This is a genomic window from Piscinibacter sp. HJYY11, assembly GCF_016735515.1.
Lineage (GTDB): Bacteria > Pseudomonadota > Gammaproteobacteria > Burkholderiales > Burkholderiaceae_C > Rhizobacter.
The window spans coordinates 226,001-246,627 of sequence record NZ_JAERQZ010000002.1 but is presented as its reverse complement, the minus strand read 5'-3'; the positions used below and the strand labels follow the sequence as shown (position 1 = coordinate 246,627).

Sequence of the window (20,627 nt, the reverse complement as noted above, 5' to 3'; positions counted from 1 at the left end):
CAACCCGGCGGCCGAGCCTGTCAACAGAAACCATTGGAGCCCCTGTCATGAATGCATTTTCCACCGCCGCGGCTGAAGCCCCGGACTTCGCCGCCATCAAGACCCGCCAGAAGGCCGCCTGGAGCTCGGGCGACTATGCCGTCATCGGCACGACCCTGCAGATTGTGGGCGAGTCGCTGTGCGAGGCGCTCGACCTGCGCTCGGGCCAGCGTGTGCTCGACGTGGCCGCCGGCAACGGCAACGCCACCCTGGCCGCCGCGCGCCGCTGGGCCGAGGTGACCTCGACCGACTACGTGCCGTCGCTGCTCGAGCGGGGCCGTGCGCGCGCCATCGCCGAGGGTTTCAGCGAGATCGACTTCCGCGAAGCCGACGTCGAGGCCCTGCCCTTCGACGACGCGAGCTTCGATGTCGTCACCTCCACCTTCGGCAACATGTTTGCGCCCAACCACGAGCGCACCGCGAGCGAAATGCTGCGCGTGTGCCGCCCGGGCGGCAAGATCGGCATGGCCAACTGGACGCCCGAGAGCTTCATCGGCGAAGTCTTCAAGGTGCTGGGCCGGCACGTCGCGCCGCCCGCTGGCGTGAAGTCGCCCGCCCTGTGGGGCTCGCGCCCGCACCTGGCCTCGCTCTTCGACACGCAGGGGCTGGTGCGCGCGGAGTCGCGCCACTTCATGTTCCGCTACCGCTCGCCCGAGCACTTCCTGCACGTCTTCAAGACCTGGTACGGCCCGGTGCACAAGGCCTTTGCCGCGCTCGACGTCACCAGGCAGGCGGTGCTCGCCGACGACCTGCTCGCGCTGATCGCCCGCTTCAACCGCGCCGACGACGGCACGCTGGTCGTGCCGAGCGAGTACCTGCAGGTCGTCATCACCCGTTTCTGAACCCTCCGCCACTCCACACAGAGAGAACAACATGAACCATCGCCACCTCATCGCCGGCGCCTGCCTGATCGCCCTTGGCGCCACGGCCCACGCCGACGTCATCACCGACTGGAACGTCGTGGCCGGTGACACCCTCGTCGCCGCCAAGCTGGGCACGCCTCCCGCCAACCGCGTGATCGCCTTCGTGCAGACCGCCGTCTACGACGCCGTGCTCGCCGCCGGCACCACCGCCAATGTCGACGCCGCCGTCGCCGCCGCCAACCGCGTGACGCTCGTCAAGCTGCTGCCTTCGCAAGAGGCCGCGGTCAACACCGCCTACCAGGCGGCACTGGCCAAGCTGCCCGACGGCCCGGCCAAGACGGCAGGCATCGCCGCCGGCGAGAAGGCGGCGGCCGCCGTGCTGGCACGCCGCCTGGACGATGGCGCCGCCACGCCCGAGCGCTATCGCCCGCACGCAGCAGCCGGCGCCTATGTGCCGACCGCGGCCGTCGCCGCGCCGCAATGGGTGCAGCGCAAGCCATGGAACCTGTCGAGCCCCGCCCAGTTCCGCCCCGGGCCGCCGCCTGCGCTCACCAGCGCCCAGTGGGCTCGCGACTACGAGGAAGTGCGCACCCTCGGCAGCAAGGCCAGCACCAAGCGCAGCGCCGAGCAGACCGAGATCGCACGCTTCTGGGAATATTCGCTGCCCCCGGTCTACCACGCCGTGCTGCGCTCGGTGGCCAACCAGCCGAACCGCAGCGTCGCGCAGAACGCACGCCTCTTCGCCGTCGCCTCGCAGGCGATGGACGACGGCCTGATCGCCGGCCTGGAAGCCAAGTACCACTACAACTTCTGGCGCCCCGTCACCGCCATCCGCAACGGCGACATGGACCAGAACGACGGCACCACGCTGGAAGCTGGTTGGGCCTCGCTGATCGACGCCCCGCTGCACCCCGAGTACCCGAGCACGCACTCGATCCTCGCGGGCGTCATCACCGGCGTGCTGCAGGCCGAAGGCCCCAACCTGCCGGTGCTGAGCACGAGCAGCCCGACCGCGGGCGGGGCCACGCGCAAGTGGAAGACGGTGGACGAGCTCGCCCGCGAGATCTCGGTGTCGCGCATCTACGCCGGCATCCACTTCCGCACCGCCACCGAAGTGGGCCTGGTGATGGGCAAGCAGATCGGCTCGCAGGCGGTGGCGCAGTTCGCGCTGGCCCCGGCGGGTGATGCGAAGCTGGTCGAGCGTGTCGCAGCGCGCGGCGTGCAGGTCTACGAGTGCCGCGCCGACAAGGCGGCGCCGACCGGTGCGCAGTGGGTGTTCGTCGCCCCGCAGGCCGAGTTGTTCGATGGCCAGGGCAAGCCGAGCGGCACGCACTACGCCGGCCCGCACTGGGAAGCGGCCGACGGCAGCAAGATCGTCGGCAAGGTCGAGGCCCGCGCCGAGGCGCCGCAGGAGGGGGCGATCCCCTGGCTGCTGCTGTCGGCCCGCTCGGTGGGCGGCACCGGGCGCTATGCGTCGGTGACGAGCATCCAGCGCGTCAACACGACCGGCGGCTTGGCCCCCACGCAACGCTGCGACAAGGGCATGGTCGGCAAGACCGACAAGGTGCCGTACACCGCCGACTACCTGCTGTACGCATCGTCGTGACACCCCGCCAAGGTTGGAACCCGAGGCCGCCCGCCGCTCGCTTGAGCCGGCGGCGGCCTTTTTCGTTGTGGGGCTGAGCTCACCGCCTTGACGTTTCAAGACGACCGGTCATATTATTTAGGGATGCCACGGACCGCCGACCCGACCGACATCCCCAACCGCCTGCTCAGCGCCGGGCGCGACCTCTTCCTCCAGCGGGGCTACAACGCCACCGGCATCCAGCAGATCACCGACGCGGCGAGCGTCCCCAAGGGCTCGTTCTACAACCACTTCAGCAGCAAGGAAGCCTTTGCCGCCGCAGTGGCCGAGCGCTACGCCGGCTTCATGTGCCTCTCGTGGGAACGCATGATGGCCACCGCCCCCACCGAGCCGATGGCGGCCATCCGCCACGTCTTCGCGCAGATGACGGCCTACCACGAGCGCCACGCCGACCGCCCCTCGGGTTGCCTGATCGGCAACTTCGCCTCCGAGATCGCGCTCGTCAGCGAGAGCTGCCGCGAGACGCTGCTGGCCGCACAGCTCGGCTGGCGCGAGCGCCTGGCCGGCCTCATCCGCACCGCGCAGGCCGACGGCGTGGTGCGTGACGACGTCGACGCCACCGAGCTCTCCGCGCTCACCTGGGCCACCTGGCAAGGCGCCCTGCTGCGCATGAAGGTCGAGCGCTCGGTGCAACCGCTGCGCGACACCATCACCCTCTTGCTCGATCGTTTCTACCCCGCCCAACCCACATGACCACCACCACCGACACCTCCCACGACGTGCTGTTCCAGCCGATCCAGCTCGGCGACATCACGCTTGCCAACCGCATGGCCATGGCCCCGCTCACCCGCAACCGCGCCGCAGAAGGCAACGTGCCGGGCCCCCTGGCCGTCGAGTACTACACGCAGCGCGCCAGCGTCGGCCTCGTGATCGCCGAAGCCACGCAGGTGTCGGCCCAGGCCCAGGGCTATGACGCCACGCCCGGCCTGCACACACCCGAGCAGATCGCCGGCTGGAAGAAGGTGACCGATGCGGTGCACGCCAAGGGCGGCAGGATCTTCGTGCAGCTCTGGCACACCGGGCGTGTGTCGCACTCGCGTTTCCAGCCGGGGCAGCAGGCGCCGGTCGCGCCTTCGGCGCTCAAGGCCACCGGTGCCCGCACGTTCGTCGTCGGCCAGGGTTTCGTCGAAACCTCCGAACCGCGCGCATTGGCCACCGAAGAAATCGCGGGCGTGGTGAACGACTTCCGCACCGCCGCCGCCAACGCCATCAAAGCCGGCTTCGACGGCATCGAGCTGCACGCCGCCCACGGCTACCTGATCGACGCCTTCCTGCGCAGCGGCTCCAACCAGCGCACCGACCAGTACGGCGGCTCGATCGAGAACCGCGCGCGCTTCCTGCTCGAGATCACGGCCGCCGTCATCGGCGAGATCGGCGCCAAGCGCGTGGGCCTGCGGCTCTCGCCGGTGTCGCCGGTGAATGACTCGGTGGAGCCCGAACCCCAGCCGCTCTTCGAACACGTGGTGCGCGAGCTCGAGAAGCTGCACCCGGTCTACCTGCACATCGTCGAAGGCCACACCGGTGGCCCGCGCGACAACCGGCCCTTCGACTACGAAGCGCTGCGCAAGCTGTACTCCGGCGTGTGGATGGTCAACAACGGCTACACCAAGGAGATGGCGGTCGAGGCGATCAAGAGCGGGCGTGCCGACATGGTGTCGTTCGGCCGCAAGATCATCGTCAACCCCGACCTCGTGCGCCGCTTCCGCGAGAACGCGCCGCTCAACGCGCCGGACAAGGCCGCGCCGCTCTACGGTGGCGAAGGTGCCTTCGGCTACACCCACTACCCGTCGCTCGACGAGGTGAACGCATGAGGCTGCAGGGCAAGGTCGCACTCGTCACGGGCGGCGGGGGCGGCATCGGCCGTGCCACGGCGCTGGCCTACCAGCGTGAAGGCGCGAAGGTGGCCGTCGCCGATCTCAACAGCGAAGCGGCGCAAGCCGTCGCGGCCGAGATCGAAGTGGCCGGCGGGGAGGCCATTGCGATCACGGTCGACGTGAGCAAGTCGGCGCAGGTCGAAGCCATGGTGAAGCAGGTCGTCACCCGCTTCGGGCGGCTCGACATCGCCTTCAACAACGCCGGCATCGACATCGAGCACCTGCCGCTGCACAAGGCCACCGAAGAAGAGTTCGACAAGCTGGTGGCCGTCAACATCAAGGGCGTGTGGCTGTGCATGAAGCACGAGATCACGCAGATGCTCGAGCAAGGCTCGGGCGGCGCCATCGTCAACACCTCGTCGGTGGGCGGCGTGATCGGCGCGGCGCGCCAGCCGGTCTATGGCGCAACCAAGCACGCCGTGCTCGGCCTCACCCGCGCCGCTGGTGTGGAGTACGCGCGCAAGGGCATCCGCGTCAACGCGGTGTGCCCCGGCATCATCGACACCGAGATGACCGAGCGCGCCATCGCCCGCGAGCCCAAGCGCGCGCCCCACATCGAGCAGGCGCATCCGATCGGCCGGCTCGGTCAGGCGGAAGAGATCGCCCGCGCGGCGGTGTTCCTGAGTTCGGAGGACGCATCCTTCGTGGTCGGCCACCCGCTGCTGGTCGACGGGGGCATGACGGCACGCTGAGTGCCCGACCCCGGGACGAGCCGCCCGGGAAAGCTCTCCCCTGCATCGGCGACAGGGGCGCGCTACGATGGCCCGCAACCTTCGTATTCGCGCCCCATGGACAGCCTCGACCTGCAAGTCCTTACCCAAGCCCGCCAGTGGCATGCCGCCGGCCACGCGGTGCGCCTGGTCACCGTGATCGAAACCTGGGGCTCGGCGCCCCGCCCGCCCGGCGCCCTGCTGGCGATGCGCGGTGATGGCCTCGTGGTCGGCTCGGTCTCGGGCGGCTGCGTGGAAGACGACCTCATCGAGCGTGTGCGCGCCGGCGAGGCCATGGACACACCCTCGCTCGCGACCTACGGCGTCACCAAGGAGGAGGCTGCCCGCTTCGGCCTGCCCTGCGGCGGCAACCTCCGCCTGGTGCAGGAGCCGCTGGCCGACGTGGCCTGGATCGACGAGGTGCTGGCCCGCACCGCACGCCACGAACTCGTGGCCCGCCGGCTCGACCTCGCCTCCGGCACGGTGACGGTCGAGGCCGCCACCCGCGGCGAGGCCTTCAGCTTCGACGGCCAGGTGATGCGCGCCCTTTTCGGCCCACGCTGGCGCATGCTCATCATCGGCGCGGGGCAACTCTCGCGCGTGCTGGCGCAGATGGCGCTCGCGCTCGACTTCGAGATCATCTGCTGCGACCCGCGCAAGGAATACCACCTCACCTGGGACGTGCCCGGCACCCGCTTCAGCACCACCATGCCCGACGACCTGGTGCAGGAGCTTCAACTCGACCCGCACAGCGCCGTGGTCGCCGTCACCCACGACCCCAAGCTCGACGACATGGCCTTGCTCGAAGCCTTGAAGTCACCTGCCTTCTACGTCGGCGCACTCGGCTCGCGCGGCAACACCGCCAAGCGCAAGGAGCGGCTCGCCCTCTTCGACCTGTCGGCCGAGGAGATTGGCCGCCTGCACGGCCCCATCGGGCTCGACCTCGGCGGCCGCACGCCGGCGGAGATTGCCGTGTCCATCCTGGCCGAGATCGTCGCCGTGCGGCACGGCGTCGCGCTCTCGCAGAAGAAGCCCGTGCTGCAAGACGCTCCCAGCTGCCAAACCCCGAGCTGAGCGCCGCCCTGCATGATCCCGTGGCTGCGCCACCCGCTCGACCCGCTGCCCGACACGCGTCTGGCCCTGCCCCCCGGGTCTGACGCACCGGGTCTGCTGGCCGCCGGGGGCGAGCTCACCACCGCACGGCTCACCGAGGCCTACAGCAAGGGCGTGTTCCCCTGGTACAGCGAGGGCCAGCCGATCCTGTGGTGGTCACCGGACCCGCGCATGGTGCTCTTCACCGACGAGTTCAAGGTCTCGCGCTCGCTGCGCAAGACGCTGCGCCATTTCATCCTCGACCATCCGCGTTGCGAGGTGCGCATCGACAGCGCCTTCCGCCGCGTCATCACCGCCTGCGCCTCGACGCCGCGCGACGGCCAGGCCGGCACCTGGATCCTGCCGGAGATGATCGACGCCTACTGCGACTGGCATGCCGAGGGCGCGGTGCACAGCTTCGAGACCTGGGTCGACGGGCAGCTTGTGGGTGGGCTTTACGGCATCAACCTCGGGACGATGTTCTACGGCGAGTCGATGTTCTCGCACCGCACCGATGCGTCGAAGATCGCCACCGCGGCGATGGTGGCCTTCTGCCGCGCCCACGGCATCGACCTCATCGACTGCCAGCAACGCACCCGGCACCTGGCCTCACTGGGCGCACGTGAGATTTCGCGCGCCGAATTCGAGGCCGCGATCACCCCACGGGTAAGGGAACCGGCTATAAAGGACTGGACCTATCATCCTGCGACGTGGGCCGAGCTGAATCTTCACGGCGAGGCCTCTGAGGAAAACGGCCCGTGACCCACCCGAAAGAGCTCCCGCTCTCGTCGATCCAGTTCTACGCCACCGCGCCCTACCCGTGCAGCTACATCGCGGGCCGCATGGCGCGCTCGCAGGTCGCCACCCCCAGCCACCTCATCCACGCCGACGCCTACTCGGGCCTCGTCGCCAACGGCTTCCGCCGCAGCGGCATGTTCACCTACCGGCCGTTCTGTGACGGCTGCCGCGCCTGCGTTCCGCTGCGCATACCGGTCAAGCAGTTCGAAGCCACCCGCAGCCAGCGCCGCGCCTGGAAGCAGCACGGCAACCTGCAGGCCCGCGTGCTGCGCCTGTGCTTCGTGCCCGAGCACTACCAGCTCTACCTGCGCTACCAGGCCGGCCGCCACAGCGGCGGCGGCATGGACAACGATTCCGTCGACCAGTACACCCAGTTCCTGCTGCAAAGCCGGGTCAACTCGCGGCTGGTCGAGTTCCGCGAGCCGCCGGGGCCCGATGGCGCGCTGGGCGCGCTGAAGATGGTCTCCATCCTCGACATCCTCAACGACGGGCTGTCGGCGGTCTACACCTTCTACGAACCCGAGCCGCGCACCAGCTACGGCACCTACAACGTGATGTGGCAGATCGAGCAGACCCGCCTGCTCAAGCTCAAGCATGTGTACCTCGGCTACTGGATCCACGACAGCGACAAGATGTCGTACAAGGCCCAGTTCAGGCCGCACGAGGTGCTGGTGAACGAGCGCTGGGTGCCCGCTCAGGGCTGAGCGCGGCGCGGCAGCATCCGCACGCCGCAGAAGACGAACCGATCCCCTTCTACCGCGACGCCTTCGGCGCGTGCTGCGGCGAGCACGGCCGCTGGGTCGGCCACTTCCACATGCAGCGCCGCCAGCCGCTCCGGCGTGCCCGGCAGGAATCGAACGCCGCCCAGGTCGAAATGCAGCACGGTCGCATCGTCGTCGTCCACGGCGATGGGCACGTCGACGATGCGCGCCCAGTGCACGGCGAGGCCGTTCACGTCGGGTGTCTCCACCTCGATCCACGGGATGCCGGACACCCGGTCGAGCCGCTGGTGGGCCAGCCAATGCGGGCCGGCGGGCCAGTAGGCACCGTCGAGGCGCTCGTTGCCGTCGCTGCGGTCGAACTCGAGCATCGTGGCGCGGGCATCGCGCGGGTGCAGCTGGATGCCGTGGAAACCCGGCGCATCCATCACGTGGGCGATGCGCACGTTGAGCGACTCGACCAGCGCCTGCCGGCGCTCGGGGTCGTGTGTGTCGAAGATGGCCATGTAGCCGCCCCCTTGGGCGCCAGTGCGCTCGAGAAAGCGGCCGGCGGCCGCGCCGTCGCGCGTCGGCGCGACGATCTCGAGGAACTGGTGGCCGAAGACGAAGAGCGCGTTGACGAGGCCGTATTTCGCCACCGCTTCGTCGCGGTGGCACACGTCGACACCGAAGATGCGCCTCACCTGCTCCACGGCGGGCTCGAGTTCGGGGGCGAGGAGGCAGATTTGGCGAAGGCGCAGCATGGCCACCAAGCATAGGGGCGGATCGGCCGAGGCGAGCGCGGTGTGGACAATACGCGGCTGACCTCGCCGACCTTCCGCATGAACACCGCCACCCTGGCCCCGGACCTCGCCCACCACACGCCGATGATGCAGCAGTACCTGCGCATCAAGGCCGAGCACCCCGACACGCTGGTGTTCTACCGGATGGGCGATTTCTACGAGCTCTTCTACGACGACGCCCGTCGGGCCAACAAGCTGCTCGACATCACGCTGACCCAACGCGGCCAGAGCGGCGGCGAGCCGGTGGTGATGGCCGGCGTGCCGGTGCATTCGGTCGAGAGCTACCTTGCGAAGCTCATCAAGCTCGGCGAAGCGGTGGCCATCGCCGAACAGGTGGGCGACGTGGCCACCGCCAAGGGGCCTGTCGAGCGCAAGGTGGTGCGCGTGGTGACGCCGGGCACCGTCACCGATACGGAGCTGCTCGCCGACAAGCGCGATGCGTTGCTGATGGCCCTGTCGCAACAGACCAAGCGCGGCGTGGTGAGCTATGGCCTCGCGTGGCTGGGCGTTTCCAACGGCCAGCTCGGCATCACCGAGTGCAACGAGCGCGAGCTCGCGGGCTGGCTGTCGCGGCTGAATGCGGCCGAAGTGCTCGTGGCGCGCGACCAGGTGCCCGCGGCCCTGACCGCCTCGCGCATCGCCATCACCCACCGGCCCGACTGGCAGTTCGACGCCACGCTCGGCATGCGCAAGCTCTGCGAGCAGCTGAGGGTGGCCAGCCTCGCCGGCTACAACGCGCAGGACCTCGCCTGTGCGCACGCCGCCGCCGCGGCGCTGCTGAGCTACGCCGAGCACACGCAGGGACAGGCGCTCGCGCACGTGCGCACGCTCACCGTCGAGCGTGCGAGCGACCTGCTCGACCTGCCGCCCACCACCCACCGCAACCTCGAGCTCACGCAGACGCTGCGCGGCGACAATGCGCCCACCCTGCTCTCGCTGCTCGACACCTGCCGCACCGGCATGGGCAGCCGCGCACTGCGCCACTGGCTCACGCACCCGTTGCGCGAGCGCCAGGTCGCGATGCAGCGGCACGATGCCATCGAGGTGCTCATGGCGAGAGCAGCCGACCCCATGCGCGAAGCCCTGCGCCATGTGAGCGACGTCGAGCGCATCACCGCCCGCATCGCCTTGCGCCAGGTGCGCCCGCGCGAGCTGACCGGCCTGCGCGCCACGCTGCAGGGCCTGCCGGCGCTGCGCGCCCTGGTGCCCACCGGCCAGGCGCTGCTGCTCAACATGCTGGCCGAACTACTCAGCCCGGCACCCGCGATCGAGCAGCTGCTTCGCAGCGCCATCGCCGAGGAGCCTTCGGTCCTGCTGCGCGACGGAGGCGTCATCGCCCCCGGCTATGACCAGGACCTCGACGAGCTGCGCGGCATCAGCCAGAACTGCGACGCCTATCTGCTCGACCTGGAAGCGCGCGAACGCGCGCGCACCGGCATCGCCAACCTGCGCGTGCAATACAACAAGGTCCACGGCTTCTACATCGAGGTGACGCAGGGCCAGGCGAGCAAGGTGCCGATGGACTACCAGCGCCGGCAGACGCTGAAGAACGCGGAGCGCTTCATCACGCCCGAGCTGAAGGCCTTCGAGGACAAGGCCCTGTCGGCACAAGACCGCTCGTTGGCGCGCGAGAAGATGCTGTACGAGGCGGTGATCGACCAGTTGCAGACGCATCTCGACGAGCTTGGCGGCCTGGCCCGTGCGCTGGCGAGCCTCGACGCGCTGGCGGCGCTGGCCGAACGCGCCAACACGCTCAACTGGTGCCGTCCGCAGTTCGTGCGCGAGCCCTGCATCGACATCACCGCCGGCCGCCACCCAGTGGTCGAGGCGCGCCTGGCCGAGACCGGCGGCGGCAACTTCATGGCCAACGACTGTCGGCTCGACGCGGCGCGCAAGATGCTCGTCATCACCGGCCCCAACATGGGCGGCAAGAGCACCTTCATGCGCCAGGTGGCGCTGATCGTGCTGCTGGCCGCGATTGGCTCCTTCGTGCCGGCCACCGAATGCCGGCTCGGGCCGATCGATGCCATCCACACCCGCATCGGCGCGGCCGACGACCTGGCCAACGCACAGTCGACCTTCATGCTGGAGATGACGGAAGCCGCGGCCATCGTGCACAGCGCGACCGAGCAGTCGCTGGTGCTGATGGACGAGATCGGCCGCGGCACGTCGACCTTCGACGGCCTCGCGCTGGCCGGCGCGATCGCGAGCCAGCTGCACGATCGCAACCGCTCGTTCACGCTCTTCGCCACGCACTACTTCGAGCTGACCGAGTTCCCCGTCAAGCACGAGCGCGCGTTGAACGTGCATGTGTCGGCTGCCGAGAGCGGAGACGACATCGTCTTCCTGCACGACATCCAGCCCGGCCCCGCGAGCCGCAGCTACGGCGTGCAGGTGGCGCGCCTCGCCGGCATGCCGGCGGTGCTGGTGCGGCAAGCCCGTGCGGCGCTGGAAGCCCTCGAAGCGCAGCAGAAGGCGCACGACGCGCAGATCGACCTCTTCGCAGCACCCGCCGCCCCGGTAGAAATCGAGGCTTCCGCCGTGGACAAGGCACTGGCCGCGATCAATCCCGATATGCTGTCGCCGAAGGAAGCGCTGGACGCGCTCTACCGACTGAAGACACTCCAAGAAAGCAGCAAGACATGACGTACTGCGTGGGCATCAAGCTCGATGCCGGCCTCGTCTTCCTCTCGGACTCGCGCACCAACGCGGGCCTGGACGCGATCAGCACCTTCCGCAAGATGATGGTCTACGAGAAGCCGGGCGATCGCTTCATGGTGCTGCTGTCGGCCGGCAATCTGTCGATCTCGCAATCGGTGCGCGAGATCCTGCAGGTCGAGAAGCTCGACAACGGCCCCGACGAGCCGCCGCTCACCATCTGGAATGCCAAGAGCATGTTCGACGCGGTGCGCGTGCTGGGCAGCGCCGTGCGCCGCGTCTACGACCAGGACGGCCCGTCGCTGCGTGCCGCAGGCATCGACTTCAACGCCTCGATGATCTTCGGCGGCCAGATCGCCGGCGAGGCGATGCGGCTCTTCCTCGTCTATTCCGCCGGCAACTTCATCGAGGCCACGCGCGAAACCTGCTTCTTCCAGGTGGGTGAATCGAAATACGGCAAGCCGGTGCTCGACCGCATGATCACGCCGCACACGCCGCTGGACGAGGCGGCCAAGTGCGCGCTGGTGTCGATGGACTCCACGCTCAAGTCCAACCTCTCGGTGGGCCTGCCGCTCGACCTGCTGGTCTACGAAGCGGATCGCCTGCAGAGCGACCAGATGGTCTGCATCGACGAGCACAACCCCTATTTCCACATGATCCGCAACACCTGGGGCCAGAAGCTGCGCCAGGTGTTCGAGTCGATCGAGGACCCGCACTGGGAGTCCGGCGGCACCACCGCGTACCCGCTGGTCGTGCGCTCGGGCCGATTCGAGCCCATGCGCAAGATCACCAACGCCAGCGAGAAGATCATCTGAGATGGCGAAGAAGCACGCCGGCACCATCGTCTTCTCACACGCCAACAGCTTCCCGGCCGGCACCTACCGGCTGCTGTTCGAGGCGTGGAAGAAGGCGGGCTACACGGTGATGGCCGTCGAGAAGTACGGCCACGACCCCAGGTACCCGGTGACCAACCACTGGCCGCGTCTGCGCGACCAGCTGGTGCACTTCACGGAAGCCAACGCCAAGGAGCCGGCCTTCTTCGTCGGTCATTCGCTGGGCGGCTTCCTGAGTCTGCTGGCTGCGGCCAAGCGCCCCGAGCTCGCCCGCGGCGTGGTCATGCTCGATTCGCCGGTGATCGGCGGCCTGCTGTCGCCCACCATCCAGTTCGCCAAGATGACCGGCTTCGGCATGCAGTTCTCGCCAGGCGCCATCTCGCGCCGCCGCCGCGACCACTGGCCGAGCCGCGAAGCCGCGCATGAGCATTTCGCCAGCAAGGACTCATTTGCCCGCTGGGACCCGCGCGTGCTCGCCGACTACATCGCCTGCGGCATCGAAGAGGCCCAGCCACCGATGGAACCCGGCGTGACGCTGGCCTTCCGGCGCGAGGTCGAGACCGACATCTACAACACCCTGGCCCACGACATTCCCGGCTTCCTGCGCCGCCACCCGCTGCAGCACCCGCTGGCCTTCATCGGCGGCACGCAATCGACCGACGTGCGGCGTGTGGGCATGCACGCCACCGAGCGCCTGGCCAACGGGCGTGTGTCGTGGATCGAGGGGGAGCACCTTTTCCCATTCGAGCGGCCCGAGGAAACCTCGGCCGAGGTGCTGCGCTGGCTCAAGGTGCTGGCCGAACTGCGCTCGCCCATCGAAGCCTGAGCACCGCGCGTTGACCCCCATCCGCGCAGGGATGTGCGCTTCGGGGCCACGCCTATAATCGCGCTTTACCACCAGAGCATTTGCAGCACGCAAGTGCCACAGCAATGACCAAGTTCGTCTTTGTCACCGGCGGTGTGGTGTCCTCGCTGGGCAAGGGCATCGCGGCAGCGTCACTTGCAGCGATCCTCGAATCGCGCGGCCTCAAGGTCACGCTCATCAAGCTGGACCCTTACCTCAACGTCGACCCGGGCACCATGTCGCCCTTCCAGCACGGCGAGGTGTTCGTCACCGACGACGGCGCTGAAACCGACCTCGACCTCGGCCACTATGAGCGCTTCATCACCACCAAGATGAAGAAGTCGAACAACTTCACGACCGGCCAGATCTACAAGAGCGTGCTCGAGAAGGAACGCCGCGGCGACTACCTCGGCAAGACGGTGCAGGTCATCCCGCACGTCACCAACGAGATCCAGGAATTCGTGAAGCGCGGCGCCGGCATCGGCACCGACCACGCCGTCGACGTCGCCATCGTCGAGATCGGCGGCACGGTGGGCGACATCGAATCGCTGCCCTTCCTCGAAGCCGTGCGCCAGATGAGCCTTCGCATGGGCCCCAACAGCGCGGCCTTCGTGCACCTGACCTACGTGCCCTGGATCGCCGCGGCCGGCGAGCTCAAGACCAAGCCCACGCAGCACACCGTGCAGAAGATGCGCGAGATCGGCATCCAGCCCGATGCGCTGCTGTGCCGTGCCGACCGCGCCATCCCGGACGAAGAGCGCTCCAAGATCTCGCTCTTCACCAACGTGCCCGAGTGGGGCGTGATCTCCGTGTGGGACGCCGACACCATCTACAAGGTGCCGCGCATGCTGCATGAACAAGGCCTCGACGGGCTCATCTGCGACAAGCTGCGCATCAACACGCCGCCCGCAAACCTCAAGCGCTGGGACGACCTGGTGCGAGAAGTCGAGCAGCCGCAGCGCACCGTCACCATCGGCATGTGCGGCAAGTACACCGACCTGTCGGACTCCTACAAGTCGCTCAACGAGGCGCTGCGCCACGCCGGCATCCACAACCACGCGAAGGTCAACATCGAGTACGTCGACTCGGAGACGCTGACCGACGCCAACGTCGGCCAGCTGTCGCGCTTCGACGCGATCCTGGTGCCGGGCGGCTTTGGCAAGCGCGGCGTGGAAGGCAAGATCCTCACGGCCCAGTTCGCCCGCGAGCAGAAGGTCCCCTACCTCGGCATCTGCCTGGGCATGCAGGTTGCAACCATCGAATACGCGCGCCACAAGGCTGGCCTGGCCAACGCGAACAGCACCGAGTTCGAGCCTGACACGCCGCACCCGGTGATCGCGCTCATCGAAGAGTGGCAAGACGCCGACGGCTCCATCCAGAAACGCACGGCCCAGTCCGACCTCGGCGGCACCATGCGCCTGGGGGCCCAGAGCTCCGACGTGAAGCCTGGCACGCTGGCCCACCAGATCTACGGCGACGTGGTGACCGAGCGGCACCGCCACCGCTACGAGGCCAACGTCAACTACCTCGACAAGCTCACCGAAGCCGGCCTCGTCATCTCGGCCATCACCCAGCGCGAGAAACTGACGGAGATCGTCGAGCTGCCGCAGAGCGTGCACCCGTGGTTCATGGGGGTGCAGTTCCACCCTGAATTCAAGTCGACCCCGTGGGGTGGCCATCCGCTCTTCAAGTCGTACATCGAGGCAGCGCTGGCGCACCAGTCGGCGCGCAGCAAGCAGAAGGAGGCGGCATGAAGCTCTGTGGATTCGATGTCGGGCTGAACAAGCCGTTTTTCCTGATCTCCGGCCCCTGCGTGGTCGAGTCGGAGCAGCTGCAGATGGACGTGGCCGGCCGGCTGAAGGAGATCACTGGCGCGCTGGGCATCCCCTTCATCTTCAAGAGCAGCTACGACAAGGCGAACCGTTCGTCGGGCACCTCGTTCCGCGGCCCGGGCATGGAAAAGGGCCTGGAGATCCTCGCCAAGGTGAAGCGCGAGCTGAACGTGCCGATCCTGACCGACGTGCACAGCGAAGCCGAGATCCCGCTCGTCGCGAGCGTGGTCGACGTGCTGCAGACGCCCGCCTTCCTGTGCCGCCAGACCGACTTCATCCACGCCGTGGCGCAGTCGGGCAAGCCGGTCAACATCAAGAAGGGCCAGTTCCTCGCGCCGCACGACATGAAGAACGTGATCGACAAGGCACGTGCGGCGGCCAAGGCCAAGGGCTTGAACGAAGACAACTTCATGGCCTGTGAGCGGGGCGCGAGCTTCGGCTACAACAACCTCGTCTCCGACATGCGCTCGCTCGCGATCATGCGCGAGACGGGCGCGCCGGTCGTGTTCGACGCCACGCACTCGGTGCAGCTCCCCGGCGGCCAGGGCACGAGCTCGGGCGGGCAGCGTGAATTCGTGCCGGTGCTCTCGCGTGCCGCCATCGCGGTCGGCGTGGCCGGCGTGTTCATGGAAACGCACCCCGACCCGAAGAATGCGATGAGCGACGGCCCGAACGCCGTGCCGCTGCAGCACATGAAAGCGCTGCTCGAACAACTGGTCGCCCTCGACCACGTGATCAAGCAGCAGCCGCTGCTCGAGAACGACTTCTCCTGCTGAGCACCCCAACCGATGAGCGCCTACATCATTGCCGACGTGACCGTGACCGACGCCGAGAAGATGGCGAAGTACCGGGAGTGGTCGACCAAAGCCATGCAGGAGCACGGCGCCGAGATCCTCGTGCGCGGCGGTGAATTCGAAGTGCTCGAAGGCCCGTGGACGCCCAGCCGCATCATCGTGCTGCGCTTCGCCGACCGTGCGAAAGCCAAGGCCTTCTACGCCAGCGAAACCTACACCCACGCCCGGACCCTGCGCGAAGGCGCCGGGATCATGCGCATGATCGTTGTCGACGGCGTGTAACCGGCCTCGGACGACAATCGCCGATTCCACAGAATCCACCAAAACTGCCAAGAGGAAGATAGATGAGTGCCATCGTTGACATCGTCGGCCGCGAGATTCTCGACAGCCGCGGCAACCCGACCGTCGAATGCGACGTGCTGCTGGAAAGCGGCACCATGGGCCGCGCTGCCGTGCCCTCGGGTGCCTCCACCGGCTCGCGCGAAGCCATCGAGCTGCGTGACGGCGACAAGGGCCGTTATCTCGGCAAGGGCGTGCTCAAGGCCGTGGAGCACATCAACACCGAGATCAGCGAAGCCGTGCTCGGGCTCGATGCCTCGGAGCAGGCTTTCCTCGACCGCACGCTGATCGACCTCGACGGCACCGAGAACAAGAGCCGCCTGGGCGCCAACGCCACGCTCGCCGTCTCGATGGCCGTGGCCCGCGCTGCGGCCGAAGAGTCCGGCCTGCCGCTCTACCGCTACTTCGGCGGCTCGGGCGCGATGCAGATGCCGGTGCCGATGATGAACGTCATCAACGGCGGCGCACACGCCAACAACAACCTCGACCTGCAGGAGCTGATGATCATCCCCGTGGGGGCGCCGAGCTTCCGCGAGGCGGTGCGCTACGGCGCCGAGGTGTTCCATGCGCTGAAGAAGATCATCGACGCCAAGGGCATGAGCACCGCCGTCGGCGACGAAGGCGGCTTCGCGCCCAGCGTGGCCAGCCACGAGGCGGCGATCCAGATGATCCTGGAAGCCATCGACAAGGCCGGCTACACCCCGGGCGAACACATCGCCATCGGCCTCGACTGCGCCGCCAGCGAGTTCTACAAGGACGGCAAGTACCACCTCGAAGGTGAAGGCCTGCAGCTCACCGCCCCCGAGTGGACCGACATCCTCGCCACCTGGTGCGACAAGTACCCGATCATCAGCATCGAAGACGGCATGCACGAAGGTGACTGGGACGGCTGGAAACACCTCACCGAGAAGCTCGCCAACAAGGTGCAACTGGTGGGCGACGACCTCTTCGTCACCAACACCAAGATCCTGCGTGAAGGCATCGAGAAGCGCATCGCCAACTCGATCCTCATCAAGATCAACCAGATCGGCACGCTGACCGAAACTTTCGCCGCCATCGAGATGGCCAAGCGCGCGAACTACACGGCCGTGATCTCGCACCGCTCGGGCGAGACGGAAGACAGCACCATTGCCGACATCGCCGTCGGCACCAACGCCGGCCAGATCAAGACCGGCTCGATGAGCCGCTCGGACCGCATCGCCAAGTACAACCAGCTGCTGCGCATCGAAGAAGACCTCGGTGATGTGGCGTCGTACCCGGGCCGCGGCGCGTTCTACAACCTGCGGTAAATCCACCCAGTGCGCCTCGTCACCCTCGCCCTGCTGGCGCTCATCGCGCTGGTGCATGCCGAGCTCTGGCTCGGCAGCTCAGGGGTGCCACGCGTGATGGAGCTGGAGTCCAAACTGCTCGACCAGAAGGCGCAGAACGAAGCGGCGCATGAGCGCAACGAGCAGTTGCTGGCCGAAGTCAGCGACCTCAAGGAAGGCCTGGAAATGGTCGAGGAGAAGGCCCGCTTCGAGCTCGGCATGGTGAAGCCGGACGAGATCTACGTCCAGGTCACACCGAAGCGCTAGTCGCCATGGATGCCCTGCTGCAGGCCTTGCAGCCGATCTTCGTCGCGCCCTTCACTCTGCTCGGCTCACCCGTCACCTGGCTCGAGATCGTGGCCTTCGTGCTCGCGATCCTGATGGTGGTGTGCAACATGCGCGTCAACCCGATCGCATGGCCGCTGGCCATCGCGAGCTCGCTGCTGTACTTCCTGCTGTTCTGGAACAGCAAGCTCTATGGCGAAGCGGGTTTGCAGATCTTCTTCGTGGTGGTGGCGAGCTGGGGCTGGTGGCAATGGCTGCGGGGCACACAAGATGACGGCAAGCCCTTGCAGGTGCGCTCGCTCGCGCCCACCGCCCGCTGGGGCCTGCTCGCGGCGCTCGCCGTTGCCTGGCCGCTGACCGGCCTTTTCCTGGCCCGCACCACCGACACCGACGTGCCCTGGTGGGACGCCTTCCCCACCGCCGCCAGCCTGCTCGGCCAATGGCTGCTGGGCCGCAAGTACGTCGAGAACTGGACGGCCTGGCTGGTTGTCAACGCCGTCAGCGTCGCGCTCTTCGCCTACAAGGGCTTGTGGCTCACCGTGGTGCTTTATGCGATCTTCATCGTGATGTCGATCGCCGGCCTGCGTGCCTGGAAGCGCCTGGCCGTCGCGGCATGAGCGACGTCATCACGATCGTCGGCGCCGAAAGCACGGGCAAGACGACCTTGGCGGCGGATCTGGCCGAAGCGCTCGCGCAAGAAGGCCTGCGCGTTGCACGCGTCGACGAATACCTGCGCGAGTTCTGCATGGCACGGGGGCGCACGCCTCAGGTGCACGAGCAGGCCGGCATCGCACGGGAACAGGCGCGCCGCATCGAAGCGGCCATGGCCACGCACGACATCGTGGTCGCCGACACCTCGGCGCTGATGATCGCGGTCTACAGCGACCTGATCTTCGGCGACGCCAGTCTCTACGTCATGGCCGAAGCCGAACAGCGGCGGTATCGCCACACGCTGTTGACCGCACTCGACCTGCCCTGGAAAGCCGACGGGCACATGCGGGACGGCGCGCATGTGCGCGAGCCGGTGACCGCCCTGGTGCGATCCAGCCTCCTGCGGGCGAATGTTCCGTATGCGGTCGTCAGCGGCGAAGGGCCGCAGCGGCTGCGGTCTGCGCTGGCCGCGGTCGGCCATGGACTGCCCGACGACTCACCGCAACGCCCCTGGCAGTGGATCTGCGAGCGCTGTGGCGACGCCGACTGCGAGCGTCACCTGCTCGCCCGTGGGGATCGTTAGCTCGCCTGCCCCAGCGTCACCACCGCCAGGATGATCGCGCCGAACACCATGTTGGCACTGACCCAGAAGCGGATCTCCTGCAAGGCCGCGCCACCCGCCGGCCAGTCCTGAGCGGCCACGGCGCGCTGCAACCGTCGGTAAAGCGCAAAGCGGATGTGGCCGTACACCAGGGCCATCAAGACGCCCAGCCCGGCCATCACGTACCAGTCGGCCGGGGCGTTGAACGCAGTACCCGTCTGGTGGGTGCTGCGCACCGCCCAGGTCCACATGCCAGCGCCCGTCCCCAGGGTGACCAGCACGACACCCGCCACGATGTTCAGGAAGCGGCCCAACGCATCGGCCATCAGCGGCACCCGCTGTGGCGGAGGCAGCGTCATGGCGGCAGGCCGCAGGCAGAAATGCGCAAACACCATGCCGCCCAGCCAGATGGTGATCGCAGCCCAGTGCAAGAGTTTGAGCAAGGCGTAGAGCATGGGCGGATGTCCTGTGATGGGTCAGTTCAGCGTCGTCGTGCCCGGCTGTTGCCGGCCCTGCGGCGTGAACAGCTCGCCCACGTCCACCACGTCGAAGTGGTACTTCACGCCGCAGAAATCGCAGCCGATCTCGACGCGGCCCTGCTCGGCGACGATGCCGTCGATCTCTTCGCGCCCCAGCGACTTGAGCATGTTGCCCACCCGCTCGCGTGAACAGCTGCAGGCGAACTGCGGGTGCAGCGGCTCGTAACGCACGACCTTCTCTTCCCAGAACAGGCGGCGCAGGATGGTGTCGGCATCGAGCGTGAGCAGCTCTTCGCTCGTGAGCGTGGCGGCCAACATGGAGATGCGGCGGTAGTCTTCATCGCGGCCGATGTCGTCTTCGTTGCGGGCACCGATGTTGCCGGCGCCTTCCACCGGCAGCCGCTGGATCAAAAGGCCGGCGGCCACCTTGTCGTTGGCGGCGAGCACGAGCTTGGTGTCGAGCTGCTCCGACTGCAGCATGTAGTGCTCCAGCACCTCGCTCAGCTTGTGCAGCGGTTCGCCTTGGTCGCCATGCAGCGCCACCACGCCCTGGTAGGGCTGTTGGCCGGGCAGCTTCTGGCGCGGGTCGAGCGTGATGGCACAGCGGCCCTTGCCGTTCACGTTGACCAGCGTGTCGAGCCGAGGCACCGCAGGCATCTCGCCCGTCACCTTGGCGGTGACCCGGAACGTCAGGTCGGACTTCACCTCGGCCACCGTCAGCTTCACCGGCCCCTCACCGTGGATCTGCATCACCACGGCGCCATCGAACTTGATGTTCGACTGCATCAGCACACCGGCCGCAGCCATCTCGCCGAGCAGCTCGCGCACGGGCGCGGGAAAGGCGTCTTGCGCCGACTCGCGGCGCTCCAGCACCTCGCGCCAGTCACCGGTCAAACGCACCAGCAGGCCGCGCACGGGCAGCCCGTCGAACAGAAACTTGTGGAGTTCGCTCATCAACCGATCTTCTTCAGTCCCGCCTTGTAGCGCTTGGCGTTTTCAACATAGTGCAGCGCGCTCAGCTTCAGCCGCTCGATCTGCTCGGGCGTGAGCGTCTTCACCACCTTGGCGGGCGAGCCGAGGATCATCGAGCCGTCGGGGAACTCCTTGCCTTCGGTGACCAGCGCGCCCGCACCCACGATGCAGTGCTTGCCGATCTTGGCGCCGTTCAGGATCACCGACTGGATGCCCACCAGCGAGCCTTCGCCGATGGTGCAGCCGTGCAGCATCACCTGGTGGCCGACCGTCACGTTCTCTCCGAGGGTGCAGGGGTAGCCCGAGTCGCAATGGATCACGGTGCCGTCCTGCACGTTGGCGTTGCGCCCGACGGTGATGCGGGCGTTGTCACCACGGAGCACCGCGCCGAACCACACGCTCGCGTTGTCCTCGAGAGTCACCATGCCGATCACCTGGGCGCTCTCGGCGACCCAGGCGGAGTCGGCAATGTCGGGCGAGTCGTCGCCGAGTCGATAAAGGGCCATGGAG

General features: G+C 67.8%; 22 protein-coding genes. 18 read left to right on the top strand and 4 right to left on the bottom strand.

Going from position 1 to position 20,627, the window contains the following annotated elements:
• Nucleotides 1-47 precede the first annotated feature (47 nt).
• The 8 genes from JI745_RS24895 to JI745_RS24860 all read left to right on the top strand — a co-directional run bounded on the left by JI745_RS24895 (nt 48) and on the right by JI745_RS24860 (nt 7,725).
• The gene (locus JI745_RS24895; protein ID WP_201813189.1) at nt 48-881 is read left to right on the top strand and encodes a class I SAM-dependent methyltransferase; all 834 of its coding nucleotides are present in this window, start codon (nt 48-50) and stop codon (nt 879-881) included.
• 31 nt (nt 882-912) lie between these two features.
• Nucleotides 913-2,508, top strand: a complete 1,596-nt coding sequence (locus JI745_RS24890) for a DUF3455 domain-containing protein (protein ID WP_201813188.1) — start codon at nt 913-915, stop codon at nt 2,506-2,508.
• 123 nt (nt 2,509-2,631) lie between these two features.
• Nucleotides 2,632-3,240, top strand: coding sequence for a TetR/AcrR family transcriptional regulator (locus JI745_RS24885; RefSeq protein ID WP_201813187.1), 609 nt, complete (start codon nt 2,632-2,634; stop codon nt 3,238-3,240).
• Nucleotides 3,237-4,358: an alkene reductase gene (locus JI745_RS24880; RefSeq protein ID WP_201813186.1), complete on the top strand. Its 1,122-nt coding sequence runs from the start codon at nt 3,237-3,239 to the stop codon at nt 4,356-4,358. Before JI745_RS24885 ends, JI745_RS24880 begins: the two co-directional genes overlap by 4 nt.
• Nucleotides 4,355-5,113, top strand: a complete 759-nt coding sequence (locus tag JI745_RS24875) for an SDR family oxidoreductase (protein ID WP_201813185.1) — start codon at nt 4,355-4,357, stop codon at nt 5,111-5,113. Before JI745_RS24880 ends, JI745_RS24875 begins: the two co-directional genes overlap by 4 nt.
• 96 nt (nt 5,114-5,209) lie before the next feature.
• Nucleotides 5,210-6,205 (top strand): XdhC family protein, encoded by a 996-nt coding sequence (locus tag JI745_RS24870; protein ID WP_201813184.1) that lies wholly within the window; start codon nt 5,210-5,212, stop codon nt 6,203-6,205.
• Between the two features lie 12 nt (nt 6,206-6,217).
• Nucleotides 6,218-6,985, top strand: coding sequence for a leucyl/phenylalanyl-tRNA--protein transferase (gene aat / locus JI745_RS24865; protein WP_201813182.1), 768 nt, complete (start codon nt 6,218-6,220; stop codon nt 6,983-6,985).
• On the top strand, nt 6,982-7,725 hold the full coding sequence (locus tag JI745_RS24860; protein WP_201813180.1) for an arginyltransferase: 744 nt from the start codon (nt 6,982-6,984) through the stop codon (nt 7,723-7,725). Before aat ends, JI745_RS24860 begins: the two co-directional genes overlap by 4 nt.
• On the opposite strand, the gene JI745_RS24855 is transcribed toward JI745_RS24860, so the two are convergent.
• Entirely contained in the window at nt 7,716-8,483 is a 768-nt protein-coding gene (locus JI745_RS24855) for a VOC family protein (protein WP_201813179.1), read from the bottom strand. The genes JI745_RS24860 and JI745_RS24855 overlap by 10 nt on opposite strands.
• Nucleotides 8,484-8,561: 78 nt before the next feature.
• Between JI745_RS24855 and mutS the strand changes: the two genes are divergently transcribed.
• The 10 genes from mutS (at nt 8,562) to JI745_RS24805 (ending at nt 18,648) form a co-directional block, all read left to right on the top strand.
• Complete coding sequence (gene mutS / locus JI745_RS24850) at nt 8,562-11,168, top strand: DNA mismatch repair protein MutS (protein ID WP_236675437.1); 2,607 nt, start codon at nt 8,562-8,564, stop codon at nt 11,166-11,168.
• A complete protein-coding gene (locus tag JI745_RS24845) occupies nt 11,165-11,995 on the top strand; it encodes a proteasome-type protease (protein ID WP_201813178.1) in 831 nt (276 codons plus the stop codon). Before mutS ends, JI745_RS24845 begins: the two co-directional genes overlap by 4 nt.
• Before the next feature lies 1 nt (nt 11,996).
• On the top strand, nt 11,997-12,839 hold the full coding sequence (locus JI745_RS24840; RefSeq protein WP_201813177.1) for an alpha/beta fold hydrolase: 843 nt from the start codon (nt 11,997-11,999) through the stop codon (nt 12,837-12,839).
• Between the two features lie 104 nt (nt 12,840-12,943).
• A complete protein-coding gene (locus tag JI745_RS24835; RefSeq protein WP_201813176.1) occupies nt 12,944-14,611 on the top strand; it encodes a CTP synthase in 1,668 nt (555 codons plus the stop codon).
• Nucleotides 14,608-15,465 (top strand): 3-deoxy-8-phosphooctulonate synthase, encoded by an 858-nt coding sequence (kdsA, locus tag JI745_RS24830; RefSeq protein WP_201813175.1) that lies wholly within the window; start codon nt 14,608-14,610, stop codon nt 15,463-15,465. Before JI745_RS24835 ends, kdsA begins: the two co-directional genes overlap by 4 nt.
• A gap of 12 nt (nt 15,466-15,477) precedes the next feature.
• A complete protein-coding gene (locus tag JI745_RS24825; protein WP_201813174.1) occupies nt 15,478-15,765 on the top strand; it encodes a DUF1330 domain-containing protein in 288 nt (95 codons plus the stop codon).
• Nucleotides 15,766-15,827: 62 nt separating this feature from the next.
• A complete protein-coding gene (gene eno, locus JI745_RS24820; RefSeq protein WP_201813172.1) occupies nt 15,828-17,111 on the top strand; it encodes a phosphopyruvate hydratase in 1,284 nt (427 codons plus the stop codon).
• A gap of 9 nt (nt 17,112-17,120) precedes the next feature.
• On the top strand, nt 17,121-17,396 hold the full coding sequence (gene ftsB, locus JI745_RS24815) for a cell division protein FtsB (protein ID WP_201813170.1): 276 nt from the start codon (nt 17,121-17,123) through the stop codon (nt 17,394-17,396).
• 5 nt (nt 17,397-17,401) lie between these two features.
• Nucleotides 17,402-18,031: a nicotinamide riboside transporter PnuC gene (pnuC, locus tag JI745_RS24810; protein WP_201813168.1), complete on the top strand. Its 630-nt coding sequence runs from the start codon at nt 17,402-17,404 to the stop codon at nt 18,029-18,031.
• A complete protein-coding gene (locus JI745_RS24805) occupies nt 18,028-18,648 on the top strand; it encodes an AAA family ATPase (RefSeq protein ID WP_201813166.1) in 621 nt (206 codons plus the stop codon). The genes pnuC and JI745_RS24805 overlap by 4 nt, the downstream gene beginning before the upstream one ends.
• Here JI745_RS24805 and JI745_RS24800 read toward each other — a convergent pair.
• Genes JI745_RS24800 through JI745_RS24790 form a run of 3 tightly spaced genes read right to left on the bottom strand, consistent with a single transcriptional unit; the run spans nt 18,645 to nt 20,623 of the window.
• Nucleotides 18,645-19,121: a CopD family protein gene (locus tag JI745_RS24800; RefSeq protein ID WP_201813164.1), complete on the bottom strand. Its 477-nt coding sequence runs from the start codon at nt 19,119-19,121 to the stop codon at nt 18,645-18,647. The genes JI745_RS24805 and JI745_RS24800 overlap by 4 nt on opposite strands.
• 21 nt (nt 19,122-19,142) lie before the next feature.
• Entirely contained in the window at nt 19,143-20,099 is a 957-nt protein-coding gene (locus JI745_RS24795) for an Hsp33 family molecular chaperone HslO (protein WP_201813162.1), read from the bottom strand.
• The gene (locus JI745_RS24790; protein WP_201813160.1) at nt 20,099-20,623 is read right to left on the bottom strand and encodes a gamma carbonic anhydrase family protein; all 525 of its coding nucleotides are present in this window, start codon (nt 20,621-20,623) and stop codon (nt 20,099-20,101) included. The genes JI745_RS24795 and JI745_RS24790 overlap by 1 nt, the downstream gene beginning before the upstream one ends.
• Nucleotides 20,624-20,627 lie beyond the last annotated feature (4 nt).

Excerpts from the sequence above, each read along its gene's own strand:
- JI745_RS24895 (WP_201813189.1), top strand. The coding sequence starts at position 48 with ATGAATGCATTTTCCACCGCCGCGGCTGAAGCCCCGGACTTCGCCGCC.
- JI745_RS24890 (WP_201813188.1), top strand. The coding sequence starts at position 913 with ATGAACCATCGCCACCTCATCGCCGGCGCCTGCCTGATCGCCCTTGGC.
- JI745_RS24885 (WP_201813187.1), top strand. The coding sequence starts at position 2,632 with ATGCCACGGACCGCCGACCCGACCGACATCCCCAACCGCCTGCTCAGC.
- JI745_RS24880 (WP_201813186.1), top strand. The coding sequence starts at position 3,237 with ATGACCACCACCACCGACACCTCCCACGACGTGCTGTTCCAGCCGATC.
- JI745_RS24875 (WP_201813185.1), top strand. The coding sequence starts at position 4,355 with ATGAGGCTGCAGGGCAAGGTCGCACTCGTCACGGGCGGCGGGGGCGGC.
- JI745_RS24870 (WP_201813184.1), top strand. The coding sequence starts at position 5,210 with ATGGACAGCCTCGACCTGCAAGTCCTTACCCAAGCCCGCCAGTGGCAT.
- aat (WP_201813182.1), top strand. The coding sequence starts at position 6,218 with ATGATCCCGTGGCTGCGCCACCCGCTCGACCCGCTGCCCGACACGCGT.
- JI745_RS24855 (WP_201813179.1), bottom strand. The coding sequence starts at position 8,483 with ATGCTGCGCCTTCGCCAAATCTGCCTCCTCGCCCCCGAACTCGAGCCC.
- mutS (WP_236675437.1), top strand. The coding sequence starts at position 8,562 with ATGAACACCGCCACCCTGGCCCCGGACCTCGCCCACCACACGCCGATG.
- JI745_RS24845 (WP_201813178.1), top strand. The coding sequence starts at position 11,165 with ATGACGTACTGCGTGGGCATCAAGCTCGATGCCGGCCTCGTCTTCCTC.
- JI745_RS24840 (WP_201813177.1), top strand. The coding sequence starts at position 11,997 with ATGGCGAAGAAGCACGCCGGCACCATCGTCTTCTCACACGCCAACAGC.
- JI745_RS24835 (WP_201813176.1), top strand. The coding sequence starts at position 12,944 with ATGACCAAGTTCGTCTTTGTCACCGGCGGTGTGGTGTCCTCGCTGGGC.
- kdsA (WP_201813175.1), top strand. The coding sequence starts at position 14,608 with ATGAAGCTCTGTGGATTCGATGTCGGGCTGAACAAGCCGTTTTTCCTG.
- JI745_RS24825 (WP_201813174.1), top strand. The coding sequence starts at position 15,478 with ATGAGCGCCTACATCATTGCCGACGTGACCGTGACCGACGCCGAGAAG.
- eno (WP_201813172.1), top strand. The coding sequence starts at position 15,828 with ATGAGTGCCATCGTTGACATCGTCGGCCGCGAGATTCTCGACAGCCGC.
- pnuC (WP_201813168.1), top strand. The coding sequence starts at position 17,402 with ATGGATGCCCTGCTGCAGGCCTTGCAGCCGATCTTCGTCGCGCCCTTC.
- JI745_RS24805 (WP_201813166.1), top strand. The coding sequence starts at position 18,028 with ATGAGCGACGTCATCACGATCGTCGGCGCCGAAAGCACGGGCAAGACG.
- JI745_RS24800 (WP_201813164.1), bottom strand. The coding sequence starts at position 19,121 with ATGCTCTACGCCTTGCTCAAACTCTTGCACTGGGCTGCGATCACCATC.
- JI745_RS24795 (WP_201813162.1), bottom strand. The coding sequence starts at position 20,099 with ATGAGCGAACTCCACAAGTTTCTGTTCGACGGGCTGCCCGTGCGCGGC.
- JI745_RS24790 (WP_201813160.1), bottom strand. The coding sequence starts at position 20,623 with ATGGCCCTTTATCGACTCGGCGACGACTCGCCCGACATTGCCGACTCC.